This is a genomic window from Pyxidicoccus trucidator (assembly GCF_010894435.1).
Taxonomy (GTDB): Bacteria; Myxococcota; Myxococcia; order Myxococcales; family Myxococcaceae; genus Myxococcus; species Myxococcus trucidator.
On sequence record NZ_JAAIXZ010000004.1, the window covers coordinates 282679 to 297971 of the forward strand.

The 15293-nt window shown below is 70.3% G+C and carries 13 protein-coding genes; 8 read left to right on the plus strand and 5 right to left on the minus strand.

Annotated elements, in window-relative coordinates; all coding sequences use genetic code 11:
- The first annotated feature begins 307 nt into the window (after positions 1-307).
- Together G4D85_RS14450 and G4D85_RS14455 are read left to right on the plus strand one after the other, a co-directional pair.
- Positions 308-886 (plus strand): RNA polymerase sigma factor, encoded by a 579-nt coding sequence (locus G4D85_RS14450; RefSeq protein ID WP_164012209.1) that lies wholly within the window; start codon positions 308-310, stop codon positions 884-886.
- A 66-nt stretch (positions 887-952) separates the two neighbouring features.
- On the plus strand, positions 953-1255 hold the full coding sequence (locus G4D85_RS14455) for a hypothetical protein (protein WP_164012211.1): 303 nt from the start codon (positions 953-955) through the stop codon (positions 1253-1255).
- A gap of 49 nt (positions 1256-1304) precedes the next feature.
- On the opposite strand, the gene G4D85_RS14460 is transcribed toward G4D85_RS14455, so the two are convergent.
- Both G4D85_RS14460 and G4D85_RS14465 read right to left on the minus strand, forming a co-directional pair.
- On the minus strand, positions 1305-1700 hold the full coding sequence (locus G4D85_RS14460; RefSeq protein WP_164012213.1) for a dihydrofolate reductase family protein: 396 nt from the start codon (positions 1698-1700) through the stop codon (positions 1305-1307).
- 93 nt (positions 1701-1793) lie between these two features.
- A complete protein-coding gene (locus tag G4D85_RS14465; protein ID WP_164012215.1) occupies positions 1794-4535 on the minus strand; it encodes a CARDB domain-containing protein in 2742 nt (913 codons plus the stop codon).
- A 182-nt stretch (positions 4536-4717) separates the two neighbouring features.
- Here G4D85_RS14465 and G4D85_RS14470 point away from each other — a divergent pair, with 182 nt between their 5' ends.
- Positions 4718-5917, plus strand: a complete 1200-nt coding sequence (locus G4D85_RS14470) for a glycosyltransferase (protein ID WP_164012217.1) — start codon at positions 4718-4720, stop codon at positions 5915-5917.
- A gap of 112 nt (positions 5918-6029) precedes the next feature.
- On the opposite strand, the gene G4D85_RS14475 is transcribed toward G4D85_RS14470, so the two are convergent.
- Positions 6030-8474: an RCC1 domain-containing protein gene (locus G4D85_RS14475; protein WP_164012219.1), complete on the minus strand. Its 2445-nt coding sequence runs from the start codon at positions 8472-8474 to the stop codon at positions 6030-6032.
- 287 nt (positions 8475-8761) lie between these two features.
- The gene (locus G4D85_RS14480) at positions 8762-10006 is read right to left on the minus strand and encodes a glycosyltransferase family 4 protein (RefSeq protein WP_164012222.1); all 1245 of its coding nucleotides are present in this window, start codon (positions 10004-10006) and stop codon (positions 8762-8764) included.
- Positions 10007-10120: 114 nt separating this feature from the next.
- Here G4D85_RS14480 and G4D85_RS14485 point away from each other — a divergent pair, with 114 nt between their 5' ends.
- Genes G4D85_RS14485 through G4D85_RS14500 form a run of 4 tightly spaced genes read left to right on the plus strand, consistent with a single transcriptional unit; the run spans position 10121 to position 13147 of the window.
- Complete coding sequence (locus G4D85_RS14485; RefSeq protein WP_164012223.1) at positions 10121-11029, plus strand: hypothetical protein; 909 nt, start codon at positions 10121-10123, stop codon at positions 11027-11029.
- Positions 11026-11697 carry a hypothetical protein gene (locus G4D85_RS14490; protein ID WP_164012225.1) on the plus strand — a complete coding sequence of 224 codons (672 nt, stop codon included), beginning with the start codon at positions 11026-11028 and terminating at the stop codon, positions 11695-11697. Before G4D85_RS14485 ends, G4D85_RS14490 begins: the two co-directional genes overlap by 4 nt.
- Complete coding sequence (locus G4D85_RS14495; RefSeq protein ID WP_240359265.1) at positions 11694-12104, plus strand: FYVE zinc finger domain-containing protein; 411 nt, start codon at positions 11694-11696, stop codon at positions 12102-12104. Before G4D85_RS14490 ends, G4D85_RS14495 begins: the two co-directional genes overlap by 4 nt.
- Complete coding sequence (locus tag G4D85_RS14500; RefSeq protein ID WP_164012227.1) at positions 12104-13147, plus strand: hypothetical protein; 1044 nt, start codon at positions 12104-12106, stop codon at positions 13145-13147. The genes G4D85_RS14495 and G4D85_RS14500 overlap by 1 nt, the downstream gene beginning before the upstream one ends.
- Here the strand turns inward: G4D85_RS14500 and G4D85_RS14505 are convergent.
- Complete coding sequence (locus G4D85_RS14505) at positions 13137-13520, minus strand: serine/threonine protein kinase (RefSeq protein ID WP_164012229.1); 384 nt, start codon at positions 13518-13520, stop codon at positions 13137-13139. The genes G4D85_RS14500 and G4D85_RS14505 overlap by 11 nt on opposite strands.
- A 268-nt stretch (positions 13521-13788) precedes the next feature.
- Here G4D85_RS14505 and G4D85_RS14510 point away from each other — a divergent pair, with 268 nt between their 5' ends.
- The gene (locus G4D85_RS14510; protein ID WP_164012231.1) at positions 13789-15252 is read left to right on the plus strand and encodes a HAMP domain-containing sensor histidine kinase; all 1464 of its coding nucleotides are present in this window, start codon (positions 13789-13791) and stop codon (positions 15250-15252) included.
- The last annotated feature ends 41 nt before the right edge of the window (positions 15253-15293 follow it).

Genomic DNA, 15293 nt, shown 5'->3' on the forward strand with positions numbered 1-15293 from the left:
AGTCGGGGGGTTCCCCTCATGGGCAGTGGGTCACTGATGCTGTCCCGGTGGGTTGAGTCCAACCCATGGGATGGCTGTCCATGGCTCCGGTCCAGGAGGGAAACGAGAGGCGGAGCCTTTGTCGTCCTGGACGGATTTCTTGGGACAATTGCCACGAATTTGTTTTCTGTGACCTGCTTGCAAGAGCTTCACGTTTCAAAATACAAGAAGGCCATTCGCCGCGTGTCTGGGGAAGGACGACGGAGCTCCGGTCGACCACGGGCACATGGCTCAATGCGCCCCGGCCCCGGCGTCCCGGAATCCAGTCATGCCATCACGACCCACGCGGCTCACGCCGCAGGTAGGGGCATGTCCTCCGTCCGAGGCTCGGCATTGGCCGGCTGTCTCGGGCGCGGACCTCAGTGCGCTCTATCGCCATCACGGGCGTGCGCTCCAGCAGCGGGCAAGGGCCCTGCTCGGAAGCACGGACGAGGCCGAGGACGTACTGCAGGAGGTCTTCCTGGCCATGCTGGCCAGCCCAGGGATGTACCGTGGCGAGGCCTCCGTCTTCACGCTGCTGTACCAGATGGTCACCCACAAGGCCCTGGACCGGTGCCGCGCGCGGGCGCGCAGGCGGGGCTGGCTCGAACAATTGCGCAGGGGAATGGCCGAGCCTGTGGCGGGCGGAGGGCAGGGAAGCATCGAGAGCGTCGAGGCGGCCCGGGACCTGGGGCGGATGGCACGCGCGGAAGCCCCTCGGGTGCTCACCGCGGCCCTGCTGCACTTCGTGGACGGCCACACGCAGGGCGAAGTCGCCCAGGTGCTGGGCGTGTCGCGGAAGACGGTGGTGCGCATGCTCGGGCAGCTCACGGTGAGGGCGCGCGGCTGCTCCACGCAGCGTCATTGATGAGAAGATAGGGGGCGCTCAGGGTCGGACCCTGGGAGTCGACCCTCTGCCGGAGAAGGTGAAGCGATGGACGACACCCTGCCTCGTGCCGAAGCACTCGTTCGCACGTTGCTGCTCCAGCGCTCCGGAGAAGAGCGCCTCAAGATGGGGGCGGGCATGTTCTCCGCTTCTCGCGCGCTCATCGCCGCGTCGCTGCGGGAGGAAGGGCTGGTTCCGGGCTCGGTCGAGTGGAAGCTCCGGCTGTTGGACCGGACCTACGGCTCGGAAGTCTCGCCTGCCCAGCGTCAGAGGTTGCTCGAACGCTGGCGCTCCGACTCCGCGCCATCGATGAACACGGCCCCCGGTAAAGACGAGCTCCCTGCGTCGTGAGCCCCAGCCCAGTCGGCCCCGATGCCCGGAGGGCTCCGCCGCGCCCGAGTCACTCGGGCCGGTAGACGTTCGCGACAGCTCCCTTGTCGAACCGGGTTGAGTTCACCAGTCGCAGGTTCAGCGGCTGCTCGCGCTCCGGGAACAGGCGGAGCCCGCTACCAAGCACTACGGGGTGGATGAGGAGTCGGTACTCGTCGATGAGCCCGTGCTTCACGAGGGACTGCACGAGCCGCGCGCCTCCGTGGACCAGGAGGTTCTTGCCTGGCTCCCGCTTCAGGCGGGCCACCTCGTCCGCGAGGTCTCCGCTGGCCACCCTCGAATCCGTCCAGGTCGCTTCCTTCAGCGTCTTCGAGAACACGACCTTGGGAATCTCGTTCATCGGCGCTGCATACGGCTCGGTCGACGTGGGCCAGTGGGCTTCAATGAGGATGGCTGGGATCGACACGCCGGGAGATTCGCCGGCAAGTGCCCGGAATCGTTACGGCCGGGTGTTCTACCCGGGGAGCAATCCGCTGCTCCCCGGGCACCTCCACCCCGCTCAGTGCACGCGGGCAGGCGGCAGGTTGGACGGCGCCAGCTCACCCGACTTGAGCTGCGTGGCCGAGGGGCAGACCAGGGCCTTCAGGTCCGCCGCGCGGCGGCCCAGGTCGTCGAACACTCGCGTCGACCGCGTCACCGGGTCTGTCACCGTCGTCCCCTTCAGGTAGGGCGACAGCACCGCCACCCGGCCCGCCGCTCGCGGCGCCACGTGGACGAACTCTGTCTGCGTCTCCCCCGCGTGGCACCCGCTGCACGTGTTGATGGAGAACTTGTGCCGTGCCTCCGTCGACACGCCCGGTGCACGCCAGAAGAAGTCCAGCGGCGTCGCCGCCATCGCTCCCAGGAAGGGCACCCCGCCCAGGCTGTTCGGCACCGTGTGCCGCTCCGCGATGATGTCCGCCTGGTTCTGCTGGATGAAGCTCGCCAGCGTGGCCGTGTTCTCGAAGTGCATCGCGGGCGTCAACTTCACCGTCTCGGGCATCAGCCCCTGGGCCGTGAGCACGAACTCACGCATCTCCCACGGCTCCGCCAGCTCGATTTCATTCGTCCGAATCTGGTTCAGCGCGCTGCCCGCCTGCCGGCCCGTCATCACTCCCGCCTTCGCGAACCGGTCCGTCAGCGCCTGGAGCTTCGCGTTGTAGCCCGTGTTCCCCACCTTCAGCTTGCCCAGCTCGTGCCAGTCCGTCGCCCATTTCTGGATGGCTTCCGGCGTGCCGCCCGGCAGCGCGTACTCCAGGATGACCGTGAACTCGAGCGGCGCTCCGTTCGCATCCACCACGCCGAAGACGAAGCGGCCCTCTCCCGCGTGGGCGCCCGGCTGGCGCAGGTCCATGCGGTTGACGATGGCCAGCAGCCGGAACGGCGCCTTGCTGAAGTCCAGCGGCTTGCCCGCTCCACCGCTGCGCGCCTCCCACGGCCCCAGCACCCGCGTCTGCATCTCCTGGCGCGCCGGCAGGTTCAGCCCGTTGACCACCTGCTTCGTCAGCCACGTCTTCAGCCACGCCCGCGCCAGCGGCGAGGGGTCCTGGCCGCCCGCCATCTCCCGCAGCAGCGTGCCGATGTGCCAGGCGCCTCCGGGCGCCGTGCGCACCGGGTCCTCCACCACCGACAGCGCCGTCACCATCAGCTCGCTCGGGCGGTCGATGGTGCACGTCGTCGCCTGGCACGCATACGTGGACTCGCAGCCGTTGGCCGTGTTGCCGTCGCAGTCGTAGTAGCCCGGCTGGCAGGTGTTGCCACACGTCGCCGCCGTGCACACGCCCTGCGCATAGGGCCCGTCCTGGCACGTCGTGCCGCAGGCACCGCAGTGGTCCTCGTCCGTCGTCAGGTTCACCTCGCAGCCGTTGGTCGAGTTGCCGTCACAGTCCGCCGTGCCCGCGGGGCAGCGAATCTCGTACGCGGGCCCCTCCGTGCAGGTGGACTCGTTGGCCAGCGCGTCCCTCGCCGCGACGAACACCCGGTGGCTGCTGCCCGCGCCGAACGGCATCGTCGCGCTGAAGCGGCCTTCCGCATCCGCCTGCACCGTCCGCACCGGAATCCCCATGCACGCGACGTCGATGAAGATGCCCACCGTGGCGCGGGGCTCCGCCGTGCCCGTCACCGTGAGCTGACGGCCGGTGCTCGTGTACTGCCACTTCGTGTCCGTGACGACCGGTGGCGGAGGCGGCGTGTTGTCGTTCTGGTACTCCACGGAGTTGGAGCAGCCGGACGTCGTCTGGCCGTAGCCGCTCGAGTCCTTCGCCTGGGCGGACACCGTCACCTTCGCGTCCTTCGCCACGCTCGTCTGGTAGGAGAAGGCGCCCACGGCGTCCGTCGTCAGCACCGTGTCCACCGGACCCTCGCAGTTCGCCTGCTTGAAGATTTCCACGGTGACGCGCGGCCTGGCGCGCCCGTCGAAGATGGGCTGCTGGCTGAGCCCCGGCGAGCCGGGCCGCGTGCCCAGCAACACCGGCGCCATCAGCGTGTCGCCCGTGCCGCCACCGTACGGGTACTCCAGCGTCGGGCTGCACTGAGAGGGATTGCCGGCCGTGTCATACGCGCGCACGGAGTACGTGCCACCCGGGGCGCTCGACGGCCCGCTGATGGGCACGTCGCAGTGGTAGCTCGACCCCACCTCCGTGGTCGACACCACGCTGCCGTTGCAGTCCGGGCCGTTGTAGACGTGCACCGTGGCGCCGGACTCCGCTTCGACGGTGAGGCCCCGGCCCTGCGTCGAGCCCTCCTCGCCCCACGAGGGCACCGGTGTCGTCGGCGCGGTGCGGTCCACGATGACGAACGCACCCAGGCGGAGGTTGTTGCTCTCGCTCGTCTCGAGGACCTCGTCGTCCGCGTCCACCTGGGCGGCCAGTTGGTAGCTGCCCTCGGGCATGGGCGGCGCGGTGACCCAGGCGCTCACGTCCTTGCACTCTCCCGGCAGCAGCACGGCGCTGGGGCTCTGCGAGAGCCTCCAGTCCTTTCCGTTGATGACGCCGTCCGCGGACAGGAAGAAGGCCACCTCCGTTATCCCGTAGTCCGTGCCCGTGTTGCAGACGCGCGCCTGCACCCTCCGCGAGCCCGCGCCCAGGTCCGTCGGGCCCGTCAGCGATTCGAGCCGGAAGTCGAGCGTGCCGGTGGTGGTGTCGGGCCACTCCGAGGTGGGGGGCCGGTCGACATCCCAGTCCATTTCATCGCCGGGAGGCTCGATGACACAGCCCATGAGGGTTCCCGCGAGCGTGAGTGCCCACCAGCGCCTTGCGTGCATGTGCGTTGCCTCGGGGAGCCAGGGGAGATCCGGCCTTGGGGTTGATGCGATAGCTCCGCCGTGCCTCTGGACGGGGGGGCGTGGGGTTTATTCACGGAAAGGAGCGCCTTCACCGCACCCCCCGTCCTCCACCCGAGACCGGCGCCCCTGGCCCGCGTGCGCCAAGGTAGGTTTACGCACCCATGGCCACCCATCCCCGCGTCCTCCTCCTCGCCGAGCGCTTCCCTCCGGACATTGGCGGCCTGGCCCGCAGTGGCGCGCGGACGGCGGGCTCGCTGGTGAAGCTGGGGGCGCAGGTGGACGTGCTCGCGTGGACGCGGACGGCGGCCCCCGGCTCCCTTCAGACGGTGGACGACGCGGGGAGCGTCACCCCCTTCGCGCGGGGCGTCACCCTGCACCGGCTGGGGCTGTTCGGCAGCCTGGACCTGTCGATGCAGCACACTCTCGACGTACTCGGGTACCTGCATGCGAAGCGGCGGTATGACCTGGTGTGGGGCCACTACCTGTCGCCGCCCGGGTTCCTCGCCGTCGTCTTCGCGGAGTCCGCGGGCATCGCCTCCACCGTCAGCGCCCGGGGCAATGACGTGGACCAGCTCATGTTCCCTCCCGGGGACTTCGCCAGGCTGCTGTGGACGCTCCAGCGCGCGGACGTGCTCACCGCCGCGTCCGCGGACCTGGGGCGGAAGATGGCGATGCTGCTCGGGAAGGACCCGGGCGTCGAAGTGATTCCCAATGCCGTGGACACCGAGGTCTTCTCTCCGGGGCCCGCGGACCCGGCGCTCCGCGCGCGCCTGGGGATTGCGGACGGGGAGGTGGTGCTCGGGTTCTCCGGCGAGCTGCGCCACAAGAAGGGGCTGCCGTTCCTGCTCTCCGCGCTCACGGAGGTGCGGCGTGCGCGGCCGGCGTGCCTGCTCGTCATCGGTGAGGTCCGGCCTCGTGACGCCGAGCACCTCGTCGCCTTCCGCGCCGAGCACCCCGAGGATGCCGCGCGCATCCTCATCTCCGGGCCGCTCGACACGCCCGAGGCCATTGCCGCGCACCTGCGGCTCTGCGACGTGTATCTCCAGCCGTCACTCTGGGAGGGCATGCCCAATGCGTTGCTGGAGGCGATGGCGTGCGCGCGTCCCGTCATCGCCAGTGACGCCGGGGGGATTCCCGAGGCGGTGGACCATGCGCGCAGTGGCTTCATCGTGCCCAAAGCGCTGCTCAACCACCTGGGGCAGGCGTGCCTGGATGTGTTGTCGCTTCCTCCCGAGCACCGGGCCGCGCTCGGCACCGCCGCGCGCCAGCGAATCGAGGCGGGCTTTCAGGCCGATGCCGAGGCCGAGGTGCTCCGGCGTGTGCTGGCTCGTGCCCTGCCGGAGGGGCGACGCTCTTCCTGAGCGCGCCTCGCGTTCTAGCAGGGCCCCGGAACCACGGGTGGGTTCCGGGGCTCTTGCTGCTCACCCCCGTCAGGGGACCGAAGGCTCCTTCAAGCAACAACCCGAGGGCGGGTTAAAAACAGGCGGGAAGTCCTTCGTCTGCCACCCAGTTACAGTTGTTGTCCAGGCCGTCGCACACTTCGATTCCGCCTGGGTACATGTTGGCGTACGAGTCATTGCAGTCCGTGTTGTCCGTGACATGGTTGGGAGGGGGGCGGCAGTCCTGATGAGGATGACGGCTGACGGGGTTGCCGAATCCATCGCCGTCACCGTCGTGGTAGTACCAGTTCTGGGGCGTGCCTTCGTCCGCCTGCCCGTCGCAGTCGTTGTCCAGCCCATCGCAGACCTCGGGGGCTCCGGGATGGATGCTCGAATTGCCATCGTGGCAGTCGGCGCCATTGCTGCTGTCCCTGTAGCCCCCTGGGCTCGAGCAGGCATACAGCGCCTGGCCCGCGTGGTCATAGCCATCGTTGTCGAAGTCCTTGTACCAGAGGCGGGGCTGGCCGGTGTTCGCGTCGCTGTCGTTGCAGTCGCTGGCGTTCACCACGTAGCCGGCAGGCTGAAAGCAGGCGTAGGTCGGCCGCTGGCCGTTGCCCCAGCCGTCGCCGTCCGCATCGCGATAGAAGACCTGGCTGCCGTTCTCGTCCGCCGCGCCATTGCAGTTGTTGTCCACCCCGTCGCAGACCTCGGCGGCACCAGGACGGATGCTGGCGTTGGAGTCGTTGCAGTCTCTGTCGTCCGAGACGTAGCCCGAGGGCTGCGAGCAGCGGTCCCGGGAGTTGCTCGGATTGCCGTAGCCATCTCCGTCCTGGTCCCGGTACCACGTCGAGCCCACGCCCTCGTCCGCCGCGCCGTTGCAGTTGTTGTCCGCTCCGTCGCAGACCTCGGAGGCGCCGGGACGGATGCTGGCGTTGGAGTCGTTGCAGTCACCGGCGACCGTGACGTGGCCGGACGGCTGCTGGCAGCTCTGCATGGCGGTGGCGGCGTTGCCGTAGCCATCCCCGTCCTGGTCCTGGTACCACGTCTGACTCACCTGCCCGTCGTCCACCGCGCCATCGCAGTTGTTGTCGAGCCCGTCGCAGATGTCGGAAGCGCCGGGCCTGACGGCCGCGTTGGAGTCGTTGCAGTCGCCAGCGTCGGACAGGTGGTCGGCGGGCTGTGCACAGCTGCTCGTCGCCAGGTACTCGATGTCGCTCCCGAAGCCGTCCCCGTCCGCGTCCCGATGATAGATTTTGAGGAGGCCCGCCACCGGAGCCGTCGTCGGCGCGGAGGCGGTATTGCCAGTCGCGAGCTGGCCCTGGGTGTTGTCGCCCCATCCCCAGACTGGAGGCTTCGCGGGGTCGAACGGTGACGGCGGCTCGCAGTCGTCATGCAGCACGAACGCGTGATTCGCGCCGGCGAAGAGGGCCTTCCCGTACGCCAGCTGGTTCCCACCCACCAGCACATTCACCGGATTGGGACTGTCCACGGTGTCGCCAGCCCCCAGCTGTCCCTCCGCGTTCCGGCCCCACGCCTTCACGAAGCCGACATCCGCCATGATGAGCAGGGAGAAGGACTCCCCCGCGGCGATGTCCGTGACGACGAACACGTTGTTGCTCACCCATGCGGGCTGCAGCACGGGAGCGGCGCTGGCGACGCCGTTGCCCACCTGCCCGTAGTCGTTCCGGCCCCAGGCCCACAGGCGGCTGTCGGGGCCGTCGTCGGCAATCAGCAGGGAGTGTCCTCCGCCCGCTGCAATGGCCTTGGCCAGCGGGGCGCTCGCCATCAGGGTGGGGGACACCACCGGAGAGCTCGTATTGCCAGTGCCGACCTGGCCGTAGGTGTTCTGACCCCAGCCCCAGATTCGCCCGTCCGTCCCCAGCGCGAGCACGTGGTTCCGGCCCGCGGAGACGGAGCGGATGACGGACAGCCCCGCCACGAGGCCAGGAGAAGCGACAGCGGCGCTGGTTCCGCCATTGCCCAGCTGTCCTTCCGTGTTCTGTCCCCAGGCCCACACCCGCCCGTCCGTTCCCAGCGCGAGCGAGGTGTGGCCTCCCGCCGCGATGGCCCGGATGCCGGAGAGGAGGGGCACCTGGATGGGGGCCAGCACGGCGGCCCCCACCTGCCCGTTGCCCACCTGTCCGGAGCCATTCGCACCCCAGGCCCACACCCGGCCATTCACGTCCAATGCCAGCGAGTGGGCGGCGCCCGCTGCCGCCATCCGGATGGCGGGAAGCCCTCGCACCTTCCGGGGCAGGGGAACGGGAGTCGTGCTGGAGGCTCCGGTGCCCAGCTGTCCCTGCGTGTTCTGGCCCGAGGCCCAGACCTCGCCATTCGTTCGCACGAACAGCGAGTGGTGGTCGCCCGCGCCCACCGACATCCGGTCATTCACCGGAGCCAGTGTCTGGCTTGTGCTGGTCAGTGCTGACCCATCCTCGGCCTTCAGGCTGGACTCGCTGCAGCTCATGACCGCCAGCGACACGGCCACCACGTAACAGGGGAAGTAGCGCTGCCCCGCGTTGGGACTTCGTTTTCTCACGGCACGGCTCCTGGGGACATCCCCGGACCCGGCCTCTCCCGGATGGGGATGCGGTGGGGGGACAGACTCCCTCTTGCTCACGCGGTGGCAGGAGTTACCCGTGTACGGATTGACTCATGTGGTTGAGTCGCGTGGTTCAAACGCCCCGGCTCGGGTGGAGTGAGAGGCTGCGCCCTTGTCGGGCGAGCCGGATTCTCAGACATCTTCCCGGTGCAAGTCATTTGTAATCGTGTTGAAGATGACCCGGTGATGCTGAAGTACCTCTCACTACGAAGGGCGGGGAGTGCTCAGCCCGCCGCCCAGCCGGGGCTGTCCTGGAGCGGCGTCTTCCGCGTCAGCCCGAAAGCCTGCTCATAGGCGCTCACCAGCGCGTCCTGCGCCCGGCCCCAGGGGAAGTCGCGCTCCACTCGCGCTCTTGCCCTCGCGCTCAGTGCAGGCCCGAGCGCCGCATCCGCTCGCAGCGCCTTCACCGCCTCGGCAATCGCCTTCGCCGAGCCCGGGCGGATGAGCAGCACCTCCTCCGGCCCGGCCAGCGTACGCACCACGGGGAGGTTGCTGGCCACCACGGGGGTGCCCGTCGCCATCGCCTCCAGCAGCTTCAGCGGGCAGCAGCCCTGCTCGCAGTTGCGGTCGTTCACCGGCAGCGGCACCAGCACCACGTCACACGCGTGGTGCAGCCGCGCCAGCTCCGCCTGCGGCAGGGGCTCCAGCAATTCCACCGCGCCCTCCAGCAGCAGGTCTCCGCAGCGCTCCAGCAGTGCGCGCCGCCCGTTCCTCCGCAGCGGGCCCACCAGCGTCAGCACCGTGGGCAGCTCGCGCCGCAGCAGCCGGCACGCCTCGATGGCGTGGTGCACGCCCTGCCACGACGTCATCGTCCCGCTGTACAGCAGCCGCACCGGCCGGCCTGCCTCCTGCGCTCGCGGCGGCGCGTAGCGGAACACCTCCAGGTCCACCCCGTTCGGAATCACCCGCACGCGGCTCGCGTCCGCGCCTCGCTTCACGAGGTACTCCGCCGTCACCTCGCTCGGCGTCACCAGCAGGTCCGCGCGCGCGAGGCACAGGTCCTCCTGCGCCACCAGCTTGCGCAGCAGCTCCATGTCCTCCGCCACGTCCGGGTGGTGGTACTTCAGCTCAATCGACGGCAGCCCGTTCACCTCGAAGACCAGCGCGTCCGTCAGCGACTCCTTCCTCCGGGCCACCGGGTAGCCCTCGAAGATGGAGCGCACGTGCACCACCGCCGCCCTCGGCCTCTCGCGCCACCAAGCCGCCAGGTGCGAGCGGAAGGACAGCGCCTGCTCCACCAGGTTCCTGCCCCGTGCCTCCAGCGGGTGGTACGTCACGCCCTCGGAGAGTGCGAGCGGGCCCGCGCTCGCGGTGCTTCCGTCCCGGAGCGCCAGCAGGTCCACCCCGCCGAACGCCGCGCCCAGCGCCTCCACGAAGGCGCGGATGTGCACCGCCGCCCCTTTCGGCGCGGGGAAGCGGTCGAACGATGCGTAGACGATGCCGGTGCCGGGCGGGGTGGGGGAGGACACGCACGGTTGCTACCGCGCTCCACCCCCGGCGGGCAAACGGGGGCGTTTGACCCTCGCGGCGGCGCGCCCGTACGCTCCCTGCTCTTCCGTCGCTCCGAGGGGGAGCTTCACACCGTGGCCTTCGACTTCGACCGTTTCCGCTCCGAGCAGGTCTATCGCAGCAGCGCTCCGGTGCGGATGGTGATGGCCGACCTCGGCCGGCTGAAGCTCTTCGACGCGGAGCTGGACCGGCGGCGGGCCCTGTGGAGCAAGGGCTCCCTCTACAGCGGAATCGCCGCGGGCGTGGCCTTCGTCGGGACCTTTCTGCTCGCGCCCGTGGGAATCGGCCTCCTGGGCTTTGGCCTGGTCCCGGTCTTCCTCGTGGCATGGCTTGTCTGCAGTCTCATGTCCTCGCGCTACCGTCGGCTGGACCTCCAGGACCGGCGCTACGAGCTGGTGGCGCACCTCCTCCAGCGGCTGCGCAAGGACATCGCCCCGGACGAGCCCGTGACGCTGGAGCTGGACTTCCACCTCCCGGAGCACGAGCGCAACCTGACGGGCCGGGGCACGGTGGGCCCGTGGAAGACCGAGTCCTTCGTGCAGCGGTGGCTGTCCCTTCAGGTGCGGTTGATGGACGGCACGCACCTGCGGCTCGGCATGGACGAGCGACTCCAAGTGCGGCGCCGCACGAAGATGAACCCCCGGGGCAAGCTCAAGAGCAAGCTCAAGCGGAAGGGCTCGACGCTCCTCCACGTCCAGCTCCGGGTGAAGCCGGAGCGGCACCCCCAGCTCGCCCAGCTCGGCTCCCGGGCGAGGACGGCGGTGCGGCTGCCCAAGGCCTTGAAGCTCGGGCGGCTGGACGTGGCGGCGGACCGCCTGTCGATGCGGGCCGTCACGGCGTCCGACTGGAAGGTGACGGTGGCGCAGGGTGAGCCGTCGTTGGATGCTTCCCGCGCCTACCTGATGATGCTGCTCAGTCTCTACCAGGTGCTCAACTACTCCACCTCCCTGCGCAAGCGGGATGCTGCGAGGATTGCTTCATGATGGCTCGGCTCCTCCTTCTCTCCGTGCTGGTGCTCATCGGGAATGCCGGGTGCTCGCGCCAGGAGTCCTCCGAGGCACAGGCGCCTCGCGCCCAGCAGACGACCACCGTCCCGGGTGAAGAGGCCGCCGCTCCCAACAAGCTCAAGTTCAAGGATGCCGACGACCGCGAGCGTTTCTCGCTCAAGCCCAAGGACGATGGCGCCAAGCTGGTGGACGGCGAGGACCGCGAGCTGGCGCGGTACAAGTGGAAGGGCGTGGCGCTCAAGGTCTCCGGCCCGGACGATGCCGTGCTGGGCCATGTCGTCAGCTCGGCGGGCGGAGCGCTCGCCGTGCGAGATGCCGAGCAGCGGCAGATTCTCTTCACCTTCGCGCGCCAGGGCACGGGCTGGCGCCTCAACGATGCGAAGGGCACGCTCCTCTATGCGGTGTCGCCGGACGACGAGGGCGCCAGCATCCAGGACGCCACCGGCACCGAGGTGGCCCGGGTGAAGGTGCGCGAGGGCAAGGTGTCCGTGCGGGACGCGACGGGACGCACGCTGCTGGCCACGAAGTCGCTGGTGCGCGCCGATGCCGCCGCCTGCCTCGCCTTCGAGCGGATGGAGTTGCCGCTGCGCATGGGGCTGCTCTTCCACCTCCAGTCCTCGCCCGGCGAGGGCCGTCAGCCATGAGCCCCTCGCCCATGTCCGAGGGGCTGTGTCAGGAGAGCACCGGGTTCCTCTTCTCGCACGAGTGCGGCCTGCCCGCGGGGGCGGGGTGCCCGCGGTGCGGGAAGCGAGTCTGCGACGCACACCTCACCTCGGCGGGCGGGGAGCTGGTCTGCGCCACGTGCGCCGAGGACACCGAGGAGGGCGACGAGTCGGACTCCGACTCGGACTCCGACTCGGGCCCGGATTCGGACTCGTCCCCGGCCGAGGACGACCCGAGCTACTACTACAAGGACTATGGCTACTACGGCCCCGGCTCGTCATGGGCCGGGAGCGGAGCGAAGGACCCGAACGACTTCACCGAGGCCGACGGTGAGAGCCTCCGCCACGAAGGGGACTCCTCCTTCGAGGAGGACCTGGGCGGGAGCTGATGGCCGCGCTTCGCTGGCTCATCTATGCGCTTGGCGGTGGGATGGGGCACCTCACCCGCGCCAGTGCGCTCGCCCGGCGGGCCGCGCGCAGTGGCCACTCCGTGTCCCTGCTCACCAACAGCCCGTTCGCTCCCGGCCTGCCGCTGGAGGACGTGCTGGGGCCGGGCGTCCACGTGCGGCGACTGGAGGCGACGCTGAGCAAGCGCGCGGTGCGCGACGTCGTGGAGCGGTGGCTCGCCGACGAGCGCCCGGACGTGCTCGTCGTGGACACCTTCCCTCGCGGACTGGGCGGTGAGCTGGTGGCGCTGCTGCCGGAGCTTCGCGCCCGGAAGGTGCTCGTCCACCGAGACTTGAATCCCGTCTACGTGGCGCGGTTCGACGTGGCGCGCGCGGTGGAGGCGTTCGACCTGCTGCTCGTCCCCGGTGAGGACGCTCCCTTCGCCGCGCATCCCCGGGCCGTCCGGACGGCGCCGTGGTTGTTGCTGGAGCCCGGGGAGCTGCTGCCGCGCGCGCGGGCCCGGGCCCTGCTCGGCGTACCGGTGGAGGAGTCGCGGCCGGTGGTGGCGGTGATGGGGTGTGGCCAGGCCTCGGAGGTGGAGGAGGCGGGGGCCATCGCCGCGCGGCTTCACCCGGTGCTGGGCGACGCGGCCCTGGTGCGGTGGTTGGTGCCTCCGGTGGCCGGGGCTTCACCCCCAAAGGCCAGGGGCGCGCGGCGCGGCGCGTTTCCCGGAGTGCTTCGCGTGCCGGTGTGGCCGGCGCTGGCCGTGCTCCCGGGCGTGGACGTGCTGGTGGGGGCGGGCGGGTACAACACCGTCCAGGAGGCGCGCGCGACGGGCACTCCGCTGGTGGCCCTGGCGCGCCCCCGGCTGTACGACAGGCAGGCGCTGCGGCTGCGTCCGGAGGAGCTGGCGGGCTCCGTGGCGGAGTTGGTGGAGCGGGCCGTCCTGCTCGCCCGGGCCCGTCCCGTCGGAGGCCCCGTGCCCTACGCCGGTGGCGCCTGTGACGCGGTGGCGCTCATCGAGGGCGTCCTGCTCAGTGCTTGAGGTCCTTGTGGCCCGGCGCCGGGTCGATGCCGTGCGCCATGACGAAGTGGTAGAGCACCTGCGGGTCTTCCTTCGGTCCGCCCATCAGCTCCACCAGGATGTGTCCCTGGGTGCCCGTGTCCGGGTCCGGCGCCACGTTCACCTCGGTGACTTCGCGGCCCGCCATCACCAGCTCGCCCACCAGCACCTTGCCCTTGAGGACCTGCACCACGTACTGGCGCTCCTCTTCCAGCAGCGCCCAGTGGAAGTCGTCGTGGTCATAGAGCATGGCGTCGACGGAGCCACACCGCAGGATGCAGTGCGTGTGTTCCTGGAGCCAGCGCCAGAAGCCATCGAATTTCAGGGTGCGTACCGGCTGGGAGATGATGTCCATGGAGACCTCGCACGTGGCGCTGGCGCTTGCCTGCCACTTGCGTCCTCCCTAGCACGCCCGGAGCCGGTCGGCGCTGGCGCCGTGCAGGGAACCTCTCCCCGAGCCTGCCTGCTGTCCAATCCGTGAATCCCTCCCGTGGCGGGCTTGTTCCTCCACTCAGGAGGAGGCGCGGCTGTGGACCGGCCCGTCCTCCGGGAGGAGCGCACGTGAGATTCCCGTCCGATGGCCTGGTGTCTCACGGCCCCCCTGCGCCAGCGCGGGAGGCCGCATGAGCCTCCGTGCGTGGCTCGCTGCCACCATGGGCCTGCTGGCCCTGCTGACGCTGATGGCCGCCACCTCGCTCGTGGTGCTGACGGGCGTGCTGGACCGCTCCGCGGCCACGCTCGGCAACTCCGTGGAGGGCGTGCGGCTGGCGGAGGAGGTGGAGGTCCGCCTGCTCTCCCATGACCGGCTGCTCCGGGAGAGTCTCCTCTCGGTGCCCATGGACACCGGCCGCGCCTCGCGAGCGCAGCTGGAGGCGACGCTGCTGCCGCACCTCGACGAGATCTGGCACATCGCCGCCTCCGATGCCGAGCGGGCGCTGGTGGACGCGATTCGCGGCCACATCGAAACCTACCTCGCGGAGCGGCGGGTCCGGTCCCAGGGGAAGGTCGGGCCCTCGCTCGAGGCCGCGCTGGATGGGCTGGAGCAGGTCATCGAAATCAACGTGGCCGAGGCCCGGGCCGCGCGCGAGGAGGCGGCGCGGTGGAACAGCCTGGCCAACACGGTGGGGCTGGCGTTCTGTGTGCTGCTGCTGGCGGGCGTGGTGGCCGGCACCTTCCTGCTGAGAGGCATCGCCCTGCAGCCCCTGCGCGACATCAGCCAGGCCATGCGCCGCTTCGGCTCCGGCCGCAAGCGCACCCGCGCGCCCGAGGCGGGGCCGACGGAGCTGCGCGACATGGCGCGCACCTTCAACGAGATGGCCAACAGCCTGGCCCACCAGCAGGAGCAGCAGCTGGCCTTCCTCGCCGGGGTGGCCCACGAGCTGCGCAACCCGCTGTCCGCCCTCAAGCTGTCCACCGCCCTGCCGGGCCGGGGCGGCGCCCCGCTCACGCCGGAGCGCATGGAGCGCACCCTGGCGCTGGTGGGCCGGCAGGTGGACAGGCTGGACCGCATGGTGGGGGATTTGCTCGACTCCACGCGCATCGAGGCCGGCAAGCTGGAGCTGCGGCCGGAGGTGCGTGACGCGCGGGAGCTGGCGCGGGAGGTGGTGGAGCTCTACCGCTCGGGGGCCAGCGGGCATGTCCTCCAGCTCTCCCTGCCGGACACGCCGGTGCTGGTGCGCGGGGACCCGGCGCGGTTGGAGCAGGTGCTGCACAACCTGGTCAGCAATGCGCTGAAGTACTCGCCAGGGGGAAGCCGCGTGGACGTGGCCGTGCTCCGCGTGGGGGAAGAGGTGCTCCTGTCGGTGAGGGACGAGGGCATCGGCATCTCCGAGGACGAGAAGCGCCTGCTCTTCGCTCCGTTCCAGCGCGCGGGGAACGCGAAGCAGCGGGCGCCCGGGGTGGGGCTCGGGCTGTCCGTGGCCCGCCGCATCGTCGAGGCGCATGGGGGGTACATCGAGGTGGACAGCCAGCCCGGCACCGGCTCCGTGTTCAGGGTGCGCCTGCCGCTCGCCTCCGCGGAGGTCCGGCTCCCCGAGGGGATTCCCGGTCCGTCCAGCCCGCAGCCTCCGGAGGGGACGCTGCACTGAGGCGGGGTGGCCCAGGAAGCGTTGCCTGACGCGCGTCGGCC

Bases quoted from the DNA above. Each gene is read 5' to 3' on its own strand.
- G4D85_RS14450 (WP_164012209.1), top strand. From the start codon at position 308: ATGCCATCACGACCCACGCGGCTCACGCCGCAGGTAGGGGCATGTCCT.
- G4D85_RS14455 (WP_164012211.1), top strand. From the start codon at position 953: ATGGACGACACCCTGCCTCGTGCCGAAGCACTCGTTCGCACGTTGCTG.
- G4D85_RS14465 (WP_164012215.1), bottom strand. From the start codon at position 4,535: ATGCACGCAAGGCGCTGGTGGGCACTCACGCTCGCGGGAACCCTCATG.
- G4D85_RS14470 (WP_164012217.1), top strand. From the start codon at position 4,718: ATGGCCACCCATCCCCGCGTCCTCCTCCTCGCCGAGCGCTTCCCTCCG.
- G4D85_RS14490 (WP_164012225.1), top strand. From the start codon at position 11,026: ATGATGGCTCGGCTCCTCCTTCTCTCCGTGCTGGTGCTCATCGGGAAT.
- G4D85_RS14495 (WP_240359265.1), top strand. From the start codon at position 11,694: ATGAGCCCCTCGCCCATGTCCGAGGGGCTGTGTCAGGAGAGCACCGGG.
- G4D85_RS14500 (WP_164012227.1), top strand. From the start codon at position 12,104: ATGGCCGCGCTTCGCTGGCTCATCTATGCGCTTGGCGGTGGGATGGGG.
- G4D85_RS14505 (WP_164012229.1), bottom strand. From the start codon at position 13,520: ATGGACATCATCTCCCAGCCGGTACGCACCCTGAAATTCGATGGCTTC.
- G4D85_RS14510 (WP_164012231.1), top strand. From the start codon at position 13,789: ATGAGCCTCCGTGCGTGGCTCGCTGCCACCATGGGCCTGCTGGCCCTG.